This is a genomic window from Actinomadura sp. KC345 (genome assembly GCF_004348515.1).
In the GTDB taxonomy this organism is placed as follows: Bacteria; Actinomycetota; Actinomycetes; order Streptosporangiales; family Streptosporangiaceae; genus Spirillospora.
Genome location: NZ_SMKH01000001.1, coordinates 37,568 through 52,599, shown reverse-complemented (window position 1 = coordinate 52,599; position 15,032 = coordinate 37,568). Strand labels below are relative to the sequence as shown.

Below are 15,032 nucleotides of genomic sequence, written 5' to 3'. Positions count from 1 at the left end.
CGTCAGCGCCCTCCGAACGCGTAGGCCCGGCGGCGCATCAGCCCGATGAACACCGGTACCCCGACCAGCGCCGTGATGGCGCCCAGCGGCAGTTCGCGCGGGGCCGCCAGCGTCCGGGCCGCCAGATCGACCCACACCATGAAGATCGCCCCCAGCAGCGGGGCCACCGCGAGCACGCGGGCATGGACGGCGCCGACGACCATCCGGACCAGGTGCGGCATGACCAGCCCGACGAAGCCGATGGCGCCGCTCACCGCGACCATCGCCCCGGTGGTCAGCGAGACGAGCACCAGCAGGATCCGGCGGTGCCGGTCGGGGTCGATCCCGAGGCTGGCGGCGGTCTCGTCGCCGAGCGCCAGCGCGTCCAGCACCCGCCCGTACCGGTACAGCGCGAGCACGCCCGGCAGGACGACCGCGGCCACCACGGGCAGCGCGCCCCAGGACGCGGCGCCGAAGCCGCCCATCGTCCAGTACAGGATCATGCTGCTCGCCTCGCCGTCCGGCGCGAAGTAGACGATCACGCTCATCAGCGCCTGGAACCCGAGGGACATCGCCACGCCCGTGAGCACGAGCCGCAGCGGTGAGAGCGTGCCGCGGCCGAACGCGGCGAGGTAGACCAGCACTGAGGCGGCCAGGGCGCCGGCGAACGCACCGGCGGACATCGCGTACACGCCGAGCCCGGCGAGGCCGCCGGTGACGCTGACGCCGACCGCGCCCACGGACGCTCCGGAGGAGACGCCGAGCACGAACGGGTCGGCGAGCGCGTTGCGGACGATCGCCTGGATCGCGACGCCCACCGCGCTCAGCCCCGCGCCCACGAGCGCCGCCAGCAGGACCCGCGGCGTCCGGATCTGCCAGACGATCTGGTACGTCGACGCCTCCCCGGCCTCGACCGTTCCGCCGGTGAGGGCCGCCCACAGGTAACGCGCCGTGTCCGCGGGACCGACCACCGCCGCGCCGAGCCCGATGGCGACCACGATCGACGCCGCCAGGATCAGCGCCAGGACGCCGCACAGCGCCGCCAGCCCCGGGCGTGACGCGATCCGTTCGCGCATCCCGGTACGCGTCGCGGCCGGGGAGAGAGCGGTCGAGGACATGGCACCCATTCGATAATGAAAACGATTTTCAGCGCAGAACGTACCATGCCCCGATCGTCCGGGGGCAAGAGGTGCGACCCTGTGATAGCTATAACGGTAATCATTGTCAGACGCTCCTTCGCCCTCGGGGCGGAGCGCGGGCCGTGCGGCAGGAGACAGCACCCGTGACGACAGCACCGCCCCCGCAGGCCCCCGGCGGGGACGCGCCCGACCGCTCCGTGCTGCGGGACGTGGCGTTCCTGCGCCTCTGGTCCGGGAACACGGCGTCCGGCCTCGCGACCTGGGCGTTGCCGTTCGTCCTCGGGCTCGCGGTGCTGGAGCGTTCCCTGTCCCCGTCCGCGCTGGGTCTCGTGCTCGCCGCCCGCACGGTCGGGTTCCTGGCGGCGGTGCCGGTCGGCGGCGTGCTCGCCGACCGCCGGTCGCGCCGCGAGATGGTGCGGTGGGCGGGGGCGTCCGCCGCCGTCGCGACACCGCTGATCGCACTGGGGCTGGGGCGCTCGGTGCCGCTCATGGCCGTGGCCGCCGCGCTCGCGGGGGCCGGTCAGGGCGCCTGCCGTCCGGCGTTCCAGGCGCTCACCGCCGAGGTGGTGGAGGCCGCGCGGCGGCAACGGGCCAACGCCGCCATGACCCTGGCCGTGCGGGTGACCACGCTCGTCGCCCCCGCCATGGCGGCCCTGCTCGCGGTGGTCCTGGACGCCCGCGGCCTGCTGCTCGGCATCGCCCTGCTCTGGGTGGTGGCCGCGCTGGCGCCCCCGCCGGGCGGTCCGGCACAGGCCGCGGCCGGGCGGTCCCGGCCCGGTTTCCCCGCCGAGTTCGCCGAGGGCGTCGCCGAGGCGCGGCGGCATACGTGGTTCCTGGCCGGCCTGGCCGCGCTGACGGCGGTCATCGCCACCGGCTACTCGGCCACCGCCGTGGCGCTGCCGCTGGTCAGCCGCGACCGGTACGGCAGCGAAGCGGTGCTGGCCGGTGCCGCGACCGCCTACATCGCCGGCGCGCTGATCGGCGCCCTGCTCATCGCGCGCTGGCGCCCCCGGGCCCAGGGCTGGAACGCGTTGGCCGGCCTCGCCCTCTACGCCCTCGCGCCGCTCAGCCTGCTGCTACCCGTGCACCCGTGGGTGGTCATCGCCGCCTACGTCGTCACCGGCATCGGCATCGAGTTGTTCAACGTGCCCTGGTTCACCGCCACGCAGCGGGAGATCGAGCCGGGAAAGCTGGCCCGCGTCTCGTCCCTCGACTTCCTCCTGTCGTACGGGCTCGCCCCGCTCGGGCTCGCCCTCATCGCCCCCGCCATGGACGCCTTCGGCCCCGAACCCGTCCTCGGCGCGTGCGCCGCCGTCTGCCTCCTGGCCCCCGCCGCCGCGGCACTCGTCCCCGGCACCCGCCGCTTCTCCGGCACGCGGCCGGAGTAGACGACGTTTCCTCGGCGGTAATCTTCCCGGAAGCTCCGCAAACGCCCGGCGCTCTGCCGGAACTTCCGCAAAGAGGATCGAATCTGCCATGGGCGCCTTCCACTCGCACGAGTCCGGCGGCGGGTCCGCCTCGCAACGCACCGTCCGGGTGATGCTCGTCGTGATCGTGCTGCTCGCGGTCGTCACGATCGCCGCGCTGGCGTGGATGTGGCCGAGCGGCTCCGATGCCTCGCAGGGGGCGTCCGCGCAGCAGGCCAGGGAGACCGGGACGGTGCTCCGGATCAACCTCAAGCCCTGCCCCAAGCAGGTCGTTCCAGAGGCGGCACCGGAGGGCCAGGCGGCCGGCCGGGCACCGACCGACCCCAGGAGGTGCGGCGAGGCCGTCGTCCAGTTGACGTCAGGGCCGCAGGACGGGCGCGCGGTCAGGACGGAACTGCCCAGCGGCCCCGGCGACCGGGTCTTCGAGGCGGGGGACGAGGTGGTGCTCGTCAGCCTTCCCGGTGTCGGCGAGGGCCCCGCGTACCAGCTGTCCGACCACGACCGGTCCACCGCGCTGTGGGTGGTCGCGGCCGCGTTCGTGCTCGCGGTGGTCGCCTTCGGACGCTGGCGCGGCCTGACGGCGCTGGTCGGGCTGGCCGTCACCTTCGCCCTGCTCGTGCTGTTCCTGATCCCGGCGATCATCGAGGGAAGCCCGCCGATGCCGGTGGCGATCGTCTGCGCGTCGGCGATCATGCTGGCGGTCCTCTATCTCACCCACGGGATCAGCGTGGCGACGTCGGTCGCCGTGATGGGGACGCTCGGCTGCCTCACGCTGACCGGTGTCCTGGCCGCGGTGGCGATCGACCTGACCCGGCTCACCGGCATCATCGACGACAACTCGCTGTTCCTGGACATGGACTACGGCATCAACACGCAGGGGCTGCTGCTGGCCAGCATCATCATCGGCTCGCTGGGGGTGCTCGACGACGTCACCGTGACGCAGTCCATGACCGTCCAGGAACTCGCGCGGGCCAACCCCTCGTACTCCTTCATGCAGGTGTACCGCGCCGCCGCCCGTGTCGGGCGCTCGCACATCGCGTCGGTGATCAACACGATCGTCCTCGCCTACGCCGGGGCGTCGCTTCCGCTCCTGCTGCTGTTCAGCATCGGCGGCCGGTCCGCCGGTGAGGTGCTCACCAACCCCGCCGTGGCCCAGGAGATCGTCCGCAGCGTCGCGGGCACCCTCGGCCTCATCGCGGCCGTCCCGCTCACCACGGCCCTCGCCGCCCTGGCCGCCGTCCACCAGGGCCCCGGCGCCCGGGACGCGTCGTCCCCGACCGAGGCCCGCCCGTCGCCGGACGCCGCGGGCGTGCAGGCCGAGAGCATCTGACGGCATACGGCCGCGCCATCGACATCATCGCCGCGCGGACTGACCATGCGTTCGATAGCCTGCGGTTCCGGCTCGCGCACGCGGTCAGTCGCCGGTTCGTTCCCGAACAGTTCCCCCGCGACGCGCGGTACGTCCCGGAATGGCTCGACCGGGACGCTGCCGGATCGGTTGGCGGACCTGGGCAGGCCACTACTGGTGATCTTCGGCGAGGACGACCGCAGATGGCGATCCTCCTCCGCCTACGACTACCGCGCCGTTCCGGGCGCGAAGGTCGAGATGCTGCCCGGTCTCGGGCACTCGCCCGTGCTGGAGGACCCGCCGGCCACCGCCACCGGGCCGCCACGGCAACCTCCTTCGCCTCCTGCGGCGAGACCGGCGGGATCGGCCCGCCCCTCTCAGGAGGCGGTGGTACGGCGGGCGCCGTGCAGGTGGCGGAGGAGGCCGATCTCGGCGACGTTCTTGGTCAGCTCGATGTTGACCCAGGCCGCCACGTCGCCCATCGTCAGCTCCGCCGCCCACGGCAGCCCGGAGGTCCGGTCGGCGGAGTCGAGGTCGGCGTCGGTGAGCTGCGCCAAGCCGGTCCGCCACTCCTCATGCAGCCCGCGCAGCCAGCCGACCGCCGCCTCGGCACCGCCCGGCCAGGTGATCTGCTCGCGCTCGGGTGCGCCGCCCTTGAAGCAGTGGCCGAGCGTGGTGGTCCACCAGTAGCCGATGTGCCAGGTCACCCACCCGATCGTGACCGCGGGCACGGGATCGGGCTCGGGCACTTGAAAGTCGGCGATCCAGCGCCCCTGCCCGTCCGGCCGGACCGTCCAGCAGTACGGCTCGGGCTCCCAGAGGCAAAGCGCGTCGTCGAGGCCCGGGAGATGGTGTTCGAACAGCGCCCAGGGGATCTCGAGTTGCCGGATCAGCATCTCAGCACGTTCCACGGTCATCCAGCGATCTTGACACGACGCAAGACCCCGGATGACCGCCGCCGGCCCCACCCACCTCGCGGGCCGGCAAGACCGAAGCCCTCCACGCCGGAAACGGCCCCCGGCGACCACCTCAGCCCGCTGGGCGGTGTTCGCGCAGTTCCGCGGAGAGTTCGGCGGAGAACCGTTCGGCGTCCGCCAGGCGGGCACGGATCTTCGCGCAGCGTTCCTCGACCAGGGAGCGGTGGACGGCCAGGCGTTCGGCGAGGCCGGCGCGGGCGGCGTCGCCGGTGCCGGGGGACTGGAGCCGATCCAGGATGTCCAGCAGGTCGCGCATCTCTTCGAGGGTGAAGTCCAGCGGCTTCATGCGCTTGATGACCAGGAGCCGGGTCACGTCGTCGTCGGTGTAGAGGCGGAAACCGCCTTGGGAGCGCGCCGTGGGCAGGGCGAGGCCGACCTCCTCGTAGTGGCGGATGGTGCGCAGGCTCAGGCCCGTCCGGTCGGCGACCTCGCCGATCTGCATGTGCCTGCCGTCCATCGGGGTCCTCCTCGCGCCGCCGGCCTGCCTCGCCGGGGCGGATGATCGTATCGTCGGTCAAGCTTGCCATCATCTGTCTCGTGGTACGGCCGGGCTGCGCGGCGCCGCCGGTGTGCCGGTTCGGACGCGACCGCCCGCGACGATCACCGTGACAGGTCCGGCGGGTCGTGCGTGACGTCCCACCAGGCGGCCGTGTCGGGCGGAAGGACCGCGTTGTGGTTCTCCGTACGGATCGGCCGGCTGCTCAGCAGGAGCGGGCCGCGGGCCGGGATCCGGACGCTCTGGTCACCGGTGTTCACCGCGCACAGCAATCGGGGGCCGTCGCGATGGCCGCTGCGCTCGAAGACATGGCCGCTGCGCTCGAAGACCAGGCAACCGGGCGGCTGGTCCAGCCAGCGCAGCTCACCGTCGCCCAACGCCGGATGCTCGCGCCGGATCCGGAGGGCCTGGCGGTAGAGGTTCAGCATCGAGAAGTCGTCGTCCTGCTGCACCTCGACGGTGAGTGACTTCCACTCGGGCGGCGACGGCAGCCAGCCACCGCCCGGCCCGAACCCGAAAGGCGGCTCGTTGCCGGACCACGGCAGCGGGACCCGGCAACCGTCCCGGCCGCCCTTGATGCTTTCGAGCTGCGGGTCGCGCAGCAGTTCGGCCGGGATGTCGAGCACCTCGGGCAGGCCGAGCTCCTCTCCCTGATAGAGGTACGCCGAGCCGGGCAACGCCAGCGTGAGCAGCGCCGCCGCTCGGGCCCTCCGCCACCCGCGTTCGCCGTCGCCATAGCGGGTGACGTGCCGCTGGACGTCGTGGTTGGACAGCACCCAGGTGGTGGGTGCGCCGACGGAGCCGGTCGATGCCAGGGAGTTCTCGATCACCGAGCGCAGCGCGCCGGCGTCCCAGCCGGTTCTCATGTAGTCGAAGTTGAAAACCTGGTGCAACTCGTCCGGCCGCACGTAGTTGGCCAGCCGTTCGAGCGAGGGCGCCCACGCCTCCGCGACCCCGATCCGCTCGCCCGGGTAGGAGTCGAGCAGCCGCCGCCAGCCTCGATGGATGTCGTGCACGCCGTCCTGGTCGAAGTACGGGACCTTGCCCCGTCCCAGCAGCCGCGACTGCGGCGCGTCACCGACGTCGGGGAGCCCGGCCGCCTTGACCATGCCGTGCGCCACGTCGACGCGGAATCCGTCGGCCCCCAGGTCCAGCCAGAATCGCAGGACATCGTCGAACTCGGCGCGCACATCCGGATGCTCCCAGTTCAGGTCGGGCTGCTGAGGAGCGAACAGGTGCAGGTACCACTGCCCGTCGGGCAGCCGGGTCCAGGCGGGACCACCGAAGACCGACTCCCAGTCGTTGGGCGGCAGTTCGCCGTCGGCTCCCCGCCCCGGCCGGAAGACGTAGCGCTCCCGCGCCTGTCCGGAGACGCCGGCCGCCAGCGCCTCCTGGAACCAGACATGCTGGTCGGAGGTGTGGTTGGGCACGATGTCGACGATGACCCGCAGCCCCAGGCCGTGCGCGTCCCCGATCAGGCCGGCGGCGTCGGCGAGCGTGCCGAACGCCGGATCCACCGAGCGGTAGTCCGTGACGTCGTAGCCGCCATCGACCATCGGCGATGCGTAGAACGGCGTGAGCCACACGGCGTCCGCGCCGAGTGCGGCCAGATAGGGGAGCCGGCTGCGGACCCCCGCCAGGTCGCCGATGCCGTCCCCATCGGCATCGGCGAAGCTGCGCACGTAGACCTGGTAGATGACCGCGTCACGCCACCAGCGCGTGGCGCCCGCGGACTCCGCGGAGCGACGTGTCTCCAGGCCCGTCGGTGAATGAGATCTCGATGGCGGCTCCATAGGAGCGACTGTCTGGAGATCCTTTTGACGCGCAATCGAGGTGACGCAACTCCGGCGCGCAGGCGGGTCCGGGTGCGTGGAGTTGCGTTACGCGGTTCCGTGGTGTGCGCTCACTGTGTGACTCAGGAGACGTTTGATGTTGTGGTCATCGGTGGTGGCCCGGTGGGGGAGAACGCGGCCGCGCGTGCGGTTCGCGGCGGTCTGAGCGTGGCGCTGGTGGAGCACGAGCGGTACGGCGGCGAGTGCTCGTACTGGGCGTGTATGCCGAGCAAGGCCCTGCTGCGACCGGGGAACGCGCTCGCCGCGGCCCGGAGGGTACCCGGGGTGCCGGTCGGTGATCGCCTGGATCCCGGCCCGGTGTTCCAGCGGCGTGACGCGTTCGCCGAGCACTGGGACGACGGCGGGCAGGAACGGTGGGTCCGGGAGACCGGGATCCACCCTGTGCGGGGGCACGGCAGGATCACCGGAGAAGGCGAGGTCACGGTAGGCGATCGGGTGCTGCGGGCCGAGCACGCCGTCGTGGTGTGCACCGGCAGCGTGGCCAGGCTGCCCGAACTGCCGGGCCTGGCGGACGCGCGCCCCTGGACGTCGCGAGAAGCGACGGCGGCGAGCACGGTTCCCGGCCGGCTGGCCGTGCTCGGCGGCGGGGTGGTCGGGGTGGAGATGGCCCAGGCGTGGGCCCGGCTCGGCGCCCGCGTCGAGCTGATCATTCGCGGTGACCGCCCGCTGCCCGCCTTTCCCGAGTTCGCCGGGGACGCGGTCGCCGACGGACTGCGGGCCGACGGGGTGACCCTCCATCTGGGAGCGGACGCCGCGGACGTGTCGCGCGTGGACGGCGAGGTGCGGGTCGGGCTGGCGGACGGGCGGCGCGTGGCCGCCGACGAGCTGCTGGTGGCCACCGGGCGCAGGCCGGCCACCGACGAACTCGGCATGGAGACGCTCGGGCTGGTCTCCGGCGATCGGCTCGACGTGGACGATTCCGGGCTGGTGCGGGCCGTCCCCGGCGGCTGGCTCTACGCGGCCGGCGACGTCACGGGGCGCGCACCGCTGACCCATCAGGGCAAGTACGCCGCCCGCGTGGTCGGCGACGTGATCGCCGCCCGCGCGTCGGGCGCCGATGTCCGGCCGCGGCCGTGGACCGCGTATGCGGCCACCGCCGACCACCATGCCGTGCCGCAGGTGGTGTTCACCGACCCGGAGGTGGCCGCCGTCGGGGTCACCGGTGCGCGGCGGCCGGAGCACCGGGAGGTGGAGATCGACCTCGCCGTCGCGGGTTCGGCGCTCCAGGCGGACGGCTACACGGGCCGGGTACGGATCGTCGTGGACGGCGAACGCGACGTGCTGGTCGGTGCGACGCTCGTCGGCCAGGACGTCGCCGAGATGGTGCACGCCGCCACGGTCGCCATCGTCGGCGAAGTCCCGCTGCAACGCCTCTGGCACGCCGTACCGGTCTTCCCCTCGATGAACGAGGTGTGGCTGCGCCTGCTGGAGGAACTCGGACTCTGACCAGGCGGTCGTCCCGCCGACCGGCCCCCCGACCTCGATCAGCCGGGGGGCCGGGGCCCGCCACCGCGCGCCGGGTGGCCGGATGTCAGGAGCTCTTCGACATGAAGCGTTCGATCTGCTGCACGCCGGCCTCCAGCCTGTCCTTCGGTAGTCCCTCCTTCATCGTTTCGACGAAGTGGAAGGTCAGGGCCGCGGTGCACAGGGAGGCCCTACTCTTCGGCTGGACGCACAGGATCGCCGGGTTCTCGGGGCCGGGCCGGTCCACGGCGAGGGCGACCTCGATCGACCCGGGCACGCGCTGCCAGTTCCCGATGCCCGGTTCCCGCGACAGGGCGGCCTTGTACCGCGGGTTCCCGGTGGTCACCTCCTCGCGGTCGGCGAGCCACATCGCGGCCGCGACCGTCTCGCAGTTCGCCGCGACGTAACCGGGCTGGGGGGCAGGGTTCTTCGGGAACAGATAGCAGGAGGCGTCGGGGTCCTCAACGGTGAGGCCGACCCAGCTCATCTGGGCGGGGTCGTTGAATTCGGGCCCTTCCGGGTAGAGCTTCTGGACTCTGGCGCCGATGTAGTGCCCTTCGCTCGGCTCGCCGGGTGGTCCGCTGGAGCAGGTCGCCTTTCCGGCTTCCGCGACGAAGCGGGAGGCACCCGAACCGGACGGGTGGTGCGGGACCTCGTACACGGCCGCTCCGGCCGGGAGCCTCACCTGTTCGGGGAGCTCGAACCTCGATGGCCGCGAGGTCTTCTTCCACCCGCGCTGCCTGTGCTCCAACGTGCATGGCCGCGTGGTGACGGGCTTGGCCGGGAGGGTGATCTGCTTGGGGTCGGTGGAGGTGGGGACGGTGTACCTCTTCAGTGTCGCGGCGAGTTCGGTGCCGTCCTGGGGGAAGTCCGGTGCGGGCTGCCCGGCCGTCGTGGCGAGCCGACCGAGAACCGAGCGGCCCGCGGCGGGGACCTTGTAGCCGACGAACCGCATGTCGATCTCCACACCGACCTCCCCGGCCCGGCTCCTGATGCGGCGGCCCAGCTCGGCGGGGTCGCCGTCGCAGGCGTCGGTGCCGTGCCCGGTGACCACGATGATGCGGTTGCCCTCCCTGCCGCGGAACGGGTGCCGGCCGGCGAAGTCGTCGATCGCCGCCAGCACTCCGCTGCCCAGCGTGGCCTTGCCCCGTGCCGTGAGCGCCCGGGCCGCCGCGCCGATCTCCTCGCCGTTGCCGATTCCGCTGCCCACCAGAGACCGGGTGTTGTCCGCGTTCCCGCACTCGCCGCCGAACCGGCGCAGGGCCATGGCGTCACGCTCGCCCGCGTTCTGCGCGGCCGAGACGACCGAACGGCGGACCGCCTGGAAGTCGGCCTGCTCGGTGACGGATGCATCGACCAGGAAAGTCGTCCGGTACTGCGGGATCGACTTGACGACGTAGACGGCCACGCCCGCCGCGACCGCCAGAACCCCGGTCACGGCCAGCCCCCACAGCAGCCGGCGCCGGCGCGAGGACGTCATGACCGTCCCCCCGGTCCGGTGGCCCGCAGCGCGTCCAGAGCCTTCTTCAACCCTTCAGCCTGCTGGTTGTAGGTCACGACCGCCGCGCGGTAGGCGGTGAACTCGGCGTCGCGGGATCCGCCGTCCTGGGTGGCCTCCAGCAGACCCCGCCCGGACTGGACGACGCGCCGCTGCTGCGAGGACAGCCGCCGCGCCTTGAGGTGGACGTCCCGCGCCTGCGGCGTTCTCGCCCGGTTCTCCAGCGACTCCAGCGTCGCGCCGACGTCCGCCGATTCGGCCCGGTCGAGCTGGTCGCCGGCGGAGTCGAACCGCCCTCGTCAATGGCGGTCCGGGCGTCCTCCACACGGCCCACCGCGAGGTTCAGCACGTCGGTGACCTTCCTCGCCTCCCGCAGGACGGGCTGGGTGTTGGTGAACCACTCCATGGCGGCGGCCAGCCGGGACGGGTCGGACGCGAAGATCGGAGCGTCACCGCGGATGCCCGCCGAGATCTGCCTGAGCCGTTCACGCTCGCCCTCGGGAACCTGGTAGCCGATCACCTTGAACTCCACTTTCAGGCCGGCCGACTCGAGACGGTCGTGGATCTCACGCTGGACGACCGCGGGGTCGTCCTCGCACGCGTCGGTCCCGTGCCGCGTGACCACGATGAGGCGGTTGACGCGCGTCCCGTGCTGGTCGGCGCCCCAGGCCAGCCGCTTGGAGAAGTCGTCCACCGCTTCGACGACCCCGCGCACCAGCGTCGGCTTCCCGCCCCAGCTCACCTCACCGGTGGCCCGGGCGACCTCTTCGCGGTTGCCGGTGCCGAACCCCACCAGCTGCTCGGTGTTGTCGCCGAAACCGCACTCGCCCCCGAAGGTCCGCAATGCCAGCGCGTCGTCGGCGGCGGCGTTGCCGACCGCCTTGCGAAGGGACGCGGTGACCGCCTCCGGTCCACCCGAGGTCATGGTCCCGTCGATGAGGAACTGCGTCTTGTACGCCGGCGCGAACAACGGCCGCACCCACGTCACCAGCACCCATCCGCCACCGACCAGCAAGACCAGCACGAGCACGACGAGCACCGGGGTGCGGGCACCGGGAGGGACGACGTTGAACACGCGCATGTCGCCGAACGATTGATAGAGCCGGCTATTACCGGAGGACTTCGCCTTCAGCTGCACCGACGGAATTCCGACACCGGGTTCCGGCGTTCGTGAACCGCTCATCGGTCATTGATCTTCTGGTCGCCGCCGGCCTGGTATGTCCGGCCCTTGCCGGACGTCCGGGCCTTCATCCGCACGTTCGCGGGCCTCTCCGCCGAGCCGCCCTGGCCACTGCCGGCCATTCCGTAAACGGCCAGCAGCAGACCGGCGGTACCCACCGCGGCGCCGGCCCATCCCAAGGCGTCCGCTAGCCGGAATCCGACCTGGCTCCAGTACACGGCCAGCCCTAGCAACGCGGCCAGCGCGACACCGGCCCCTAAAAGAACACACAGACGAGTACCCATATCTGCATTGTCGCGTCAGTGACCGTTCTCGTCCCTCACGGCATCAGTGAAAAGGCTCGCTAGAACTGACCAGAAACGGCCACTGTAAGCACTTTTGAGCTTACGCGCGCCCCATTCTCGCGGTTGTCGTCGCCGTGGAAGGTTCGTGCCGTTTCGCCCCGTCGGTGCGGCCGGTGGAAGGCGGAGAACCGCCGGTGGCTACAACGACTCCGGCTGCTCCTCCATGTGGTCGGAGACACGCTGGGAGAGCCGGGCGAATGTGCTGAGTTGGTCTGGGGTCAGGGCGTCGATGAACAGGCGGCGGACGTGCTCGACGTGTAGGGGGGCGGCCTCTTCGATCGCCCGGTACCCGGCCGGAGTGGCGACGATGAATGCTCCGCGCGCGTCCTCGGGGCACTCCTCCCTGGCCACGAGCCCGCGCTTCGTCATCCGCGTGGTCTGGTGGGACATCCGGCTCTTCTCCCACTCCAGGAGTCTGGCCAGTTTCAGAATGCGCATCCGCCCGCCGTCCGTTTCGGTGAGCTTGGCGAGCACGAGGTAGTCGGAGGCGGACATTTTGGAGTCGGCCTGGACGAGGCGGGACAGCCGTCCGATGAGCGTTTCCTGCATGCGGATGAAGCTGTCCCAGGCGGCCTTCTCCTCCGGATCGAGCCAGCGCGGTGTCGCGTTCATGGGCGCAGTGTAACGAATAGTTGACACCTCACCTACTGTGCGGAGCCCGCGAACTCCTCCACCGTGAAGGCGGACGGCCGGTCCCCGGTCAGCCGTCGAACCGCGCGTGGGGCGGGGGGTTCTTCCTCGGCCGCATCCGGACCTGCGGCAGTTCCGGGGCCGGTATTCTCGCCATCCCGTCGCGGTTCCTTCCCGGGCCGCCGTGTCCCACGTAACCGTCGACGCGCCCGAACCGCTCGCCGTGGTTCTCCCACTCCTCCCGGTACTGCCTGATCTCCTCCGTCGATCGGCCCAGGAAGTTCCACCACATGACGACCTCCTCGCCGAAGGGGGCGCCTCCCAGGAGCACGAGCCTGGCCGGTTCGCCGCCACCGTTGGCGATGCGCAGCGTCTCCGACCCCACCCCGGTGTAGCCCATGGCGTCCTTGGGCACGTGGACGCCTTCGAGCGTGACGGACTCTCCCGTGTCCACCAGGAGACCGTGTTCGAACCCGGGATCGACCTCGAGATCGATCTCAGCACCGGGGGACAACCGGAGTTCGGCCCCCACCAGCGGCGTGTACGTGGTCACGGGTGACCGCGAACCCAGAAGCGAACCGAGGAAGACCAGCGCGGACCCTCCGGCGAATTCGACGGGCTCTGGCACGAAACGCTCGAACCCGCGCCCCAGGCTGTGGCGGACCTCCTCCGGCAGGGCGAGCCAGAGCTGGACCCCGTGGAGCCGGCCGGTGGCCGGGTCCGAGGTCTCGGAGTGGCAGATGCCGGCCCCGGCCGTCATCAGATTCATCTCCCCGGGGAGGACGTCCGCGCTGTTGCCGCCGGAGTCGATGTGGGCGATGGCCCCTTCGAACAACCAGCTGACCGTCTGCAGCCCGGTGTGCGGATGCGGCGCCATGTCCATCCCGCCGGTGGCCGCCACGTCGTCCGGCCCGTAATGGTCGACGAAGCACCACGCTCCGATCAACGAACGCTGCCGTTGCGGCAGTGTGCGGCGCACGTTCATCGCGCGCGGTCCGCCCAGCGGCACGGCACGGGCGCCGACGATCTCGACGGGGGCCCCGCCCTCGCGTTCCGCCCTCAACCCGGGCAGGCCGCCCTCGGTGCACAGATGGGGAGCCGGGCGCGCCTCCGGGTTGGTCATCACGATCCCCTGCCTTCCTCGTCGGCACACGGCCCTCGACCGGCATGAACGATCAACCCATAGTAGATGACGCGTCAACTTTCAAGGTCACCTCCGGCACGCTACGGCGGCTGCTCGCCGTGCTGGACGCTCCAGAGCCCGACTGCCCCATCGTCACGCCCTGACCGCCATCGCGGTCGTCGGTCGCCGGGCATGGTCCCATCACCCGGCACTCGTCCGAAGGACGCTGGTTCCAGGAGTTCGCCGCCGCCCCACGGCTTCCACGAAGCGGTCAAGTGCCGCGACTCGGGCCGCTGGATCCCCGAGGGCGGCGGCCCCGTTCGCACCGAGGACGAACTGCGGGGCTGAGCACCGTGACCTCCCACCACGCGTGAGATCTGGCCTCGGGTGGGCGGCGGTCGCCGGTCACTGGATGCCGGCTTCCTTGCATTTGGCCGCGTAGGCGCCCTTGCACAGTTCGGCTGCCTTGACGAAGCCGTCGGCGACGACCTGCTTGACGTTGTCCTTGAAGATTCCGATCGGGGTCAGCAGTACGGAGGGCACGTCCCGCTTGCCCTGGGGGTCGTTCACGGTGGCGCTCGTTTGGCCCTTCTGCCCCTTCATCAGGGCGATGGCGAGCTTGGCGGCGGCGTCGGCCTCCTGCTTGACGGGCTTGTAGACGGTCATGCACTGCGTGCCGTCCAGGATGTTCTGCAGCCCTTGCGGGGTCGCGTCCTGGCCGGTGATGGCGACCTCTCCGCCCCGCTGGTTCTTCTTGACCACCGCGGCCGCGGCGTTGCCGAGGTTGTCGTTGGCGGCCAGGACGCCGTCGATCCGACCCTGCTGCTCGGTCCACATCTGCTCGAAGATGGTCGCCGCCTTCTCCGGGCTCCAGTCCGGGACCGCCTGCTCGGCGACCTTCTTGTACGTGGAGACCGGGTCAAGGATCTTGTGCGCGCCCTGGGAGAACAGCGTGGCGTTGTTGTCGGTCGGTGAACCGTTGAGGTAGACGATGTTGGCCGCCTTGTCCCCCAGGCACTTCTGCAGGCCTTTGCCCAGTTCCTCGCCGACGCGGACGTTGTCGAAGGAGACGTAGTAGTCCGACACTCCGCCCAGCGTCAGCCGGTCGTAGTCGATCGTCTTGACGCCCTGCGCCTGGGCCTTGCGCTGCACCGCCGCCGCGGAGCTGGAGTCGAGGCCGGTCATGAGCAGGACGCCGGCCCCGCTGGTGAGCATCTGGTCGGCGATGGTCTGGAACCGCTGGGTCGAGCCCTCGGCGTTCTGGATGTCGTACTGGACGCCCGCCGCTTTGAACGCCTGTTCCAGGTAGGGCCGGTCGAAGCTCTCCCACCGGGTGGAGGAGGCGGTGTCGGGCAGGATCACACCGACCATGCCCTTGGCCGCCGCGCCCGACGAGGAGTCGCTCGAACCATCGGATCCGTCTCCGCACGCCGTCATGGTGAGGGCCGCCGCCGTCAACGCGGCGGTCAGGCCGGCGACTCTCTTGCGGCGGGCGACGGCCCGGAGGATCAGCGCCGGTGCGTTGCTTGACATGTCAGCTCCAAGGGGTGGAGGCCAGCCCCATCTGGCCGCGA

The 15,032-nt window shown here is 71.5% G+C and carries 13 protein-coding genes and 1 pseudogene; 4 read left to right on the top strand and 10 right to left on the bottom strand.

Annotated features, from left to right (window positions below):
* Positions 1 to 2: 2 nt before the first annotated feature.
* On the bottom strand, positions 3 to 1,055 hold the full coding sequence (locus E1281_RS00230) for an iron ABC transporter permease (RefSeq protein WP_243716429.1): 1,053 nt from the start codon (positions 1,053 to 1,055) through the stop codon (positions 3 to 5).
* Between the two features lie 260 nt (positions 1,056 to 1,315).
* Here E1281_RS00230 and E1281_RS00225 point away from each other — a divergent pair, with 260 nt between their 5' ends.
* The 3 genes and pseudogenes from E1281_RS00225 to E1281_RS42775 all read left to right on the top strand — a co-directional run.
* A complete protein-coding gene (locus tag E1281_RS00225; protein ID WP_131875069.1) occupies positions 1,316 to 2,506 on the top strand; it encodes an MFS transporter in 1,191 nt (396 codons plus the stop codon).
* Between the two features lie 88 nt (positions 2,507 to 2,594).
* Positions 2,595 to 3,875, top strand: a complete 1,281-nt coding sequence (locus E1281_RS00220; protein WP_131875029.1) for a YibE/F family protein — start codon at positions 2,595 to 2,597, stop codon at positions 3,873 to 3,875.
* Between the two features lie 45 nt (positions 3,876 to 3,920).
* A pseudogene (locus E1281_RS42775) lies at positions 3,921 to 4,193 on the top strand (alpha/beta fold hydrolase); the annotation flags it as partial.
* 77 nt (positions 4,194 to 4,270) lie between these two features.
* Here E1281_RS42775 and E1281_RS00210 read toward each other — a convergent pair.
* From E1281_RS00210 to E1281_RS00200, 3 genes are all read right to left on the bottom strand, one after another.
* Complete coding sequence (locus E1281_RS00210) at positions 4,271 to 4,810, bottom strand: DinB family protein (protein ID WP_131875028.1); 540 nt, start codon at positions 4,808 to 4,810, stop codon at positions 4,271 to 4,273.
* Positions 4,811 to 4,922: 112 nt separating this feature from the next.
* Positions 4,923 to 5,327 (bottom strand): MerR family transcriptional regulator, encoded by a 405-nt coding sequence (locus E1281_RS00205; RefSeq protein ID WP_131875027.1) that lies wholly within the window; start codon positions 5,325 to 5,327, stop codon positions 4,923 to 4,925.
* A 143-nt stretch (positions 5,328 to 5,470) separates the two neighbouring features.
* Positions 5,471 to 7,159 carry a glycoside hydrolase family 13 protein gene (locus E1281_RS00200; protein ID WP_131875026.1) on the bottom strand — a complete coding sequence of 563 codons (1,689 nt, stop codon included), beginning with the start codon at positions 7,157 to 7,159 and terminating at the stop codon, positions 5,471 to 5,473.
* Positions 7,160 to 7,231: 72 nt separating this feature from the next.
* On the opposite strand from E1281_RS00200, the gene E1281_RS00195 reads away from it, so the two are divergent.
* Positions 7,232 to 8,665 carry an NAD(P)/FAD-dependent oxidoreductase gene (locus tag E1281_RS00195; RefSeq protein ID WP_347813259.1) on the top strand — a complete coding sequence of 478 codons (1,434 nt, stop codon included), beginning with the start codon at positions 7,232 to 7,234 and terminating at the stop codon, positions 8,663 to 8,665.
* Positions 8,666 to 8,750: 85 nt separating this feature from the next.
* On the opposite strand, the gene E1281_RS00190 is transcribed toward E1281_RS00195, so the two are convergent.
* The 6 genes from E1281_RS00190 to E1281_RS00160 all read right to left on the bottom strand — a co-directional run bounded on the left by E1281_RS00190 (position 8,751) and on the right by E1281_RS00160 (position 14,991).
* Entirely contained in the window at positions 8,751 to 10,163 is a 1,413-nt protein-coding gene (locus tag E1281_RS00190; protein WP_131875024.1) for a VWA domain-containing protein, read from the bottom strand.
* A 73-nt stretch (positions 10,164 to 10,236) separates the two neighbouring features.
* Positions 10,237 to 11,319 (bottom strand): hypothetical protein, encoded by a 1,083-nt coding sequence (locus E1281_RS00185; RefSeq protein WP_131875023.1) that lies wholly within the window; start codon positions 11,317 to 11,319, stop codon positions 10,237 to 10,239.
* 41 nt (positions 11,320 to 11,360) lie between these two features.
* The gene (locus E1281_RS00180) at positions 11,361 to 11,645 is read right to left on the bottom strand and encodes a hypothetical protein (protein ID WP_131875022.1); all 285 of its coding nucleotides are present in this window, start codon (positions 11,643 to 11,645) and stop codon (positions 11,361 to 11,363) included.
* A 198-nt stretch (positions 11,646 to 11,843) separates the two neighbouring features.
* Positions 11,844 to 12,317: a MarR family transcriptional regulator gene (locus E1281_RS00175; RefSeq protein WP_131875021.1), complete on the bottom strand. Its 474-nt coding sequence runs from the start codon at positions 12,315 to 12,317 to the stop codon at positions 11,844 to 11,846.
* An 88-nt stretch (positions 12,318 to 12,405) separates the two neighbouring features.
* Positions 12,406 to 13,458: a pirin family protein gene (locus E1281_RS00170; RefSeq protein WP_131875020.1), complete on the bottom strand. Its 1,053-nt coding sequence runs from the start codon at positions 13,456 to 13,458 to the stop codon at positions 12,406 to 12,408.
* Between the two features lie 405 nt (positions 13,459 to 13,863).
* On the bottom strand, positions 13,864 to 14,991 hold the full coding sequence (locus E1281_RS00160) for a substrate-binding domain-containing protein (protein ID WP_131875019.1): 1,128 nt from the start codon (positions 14,989 to 14,991) through the stop codon (positions 13,864 to 13,866).
* Between the last annotated feature and the right edge of the window lie 41 nt (positions 14,992 to 15,032).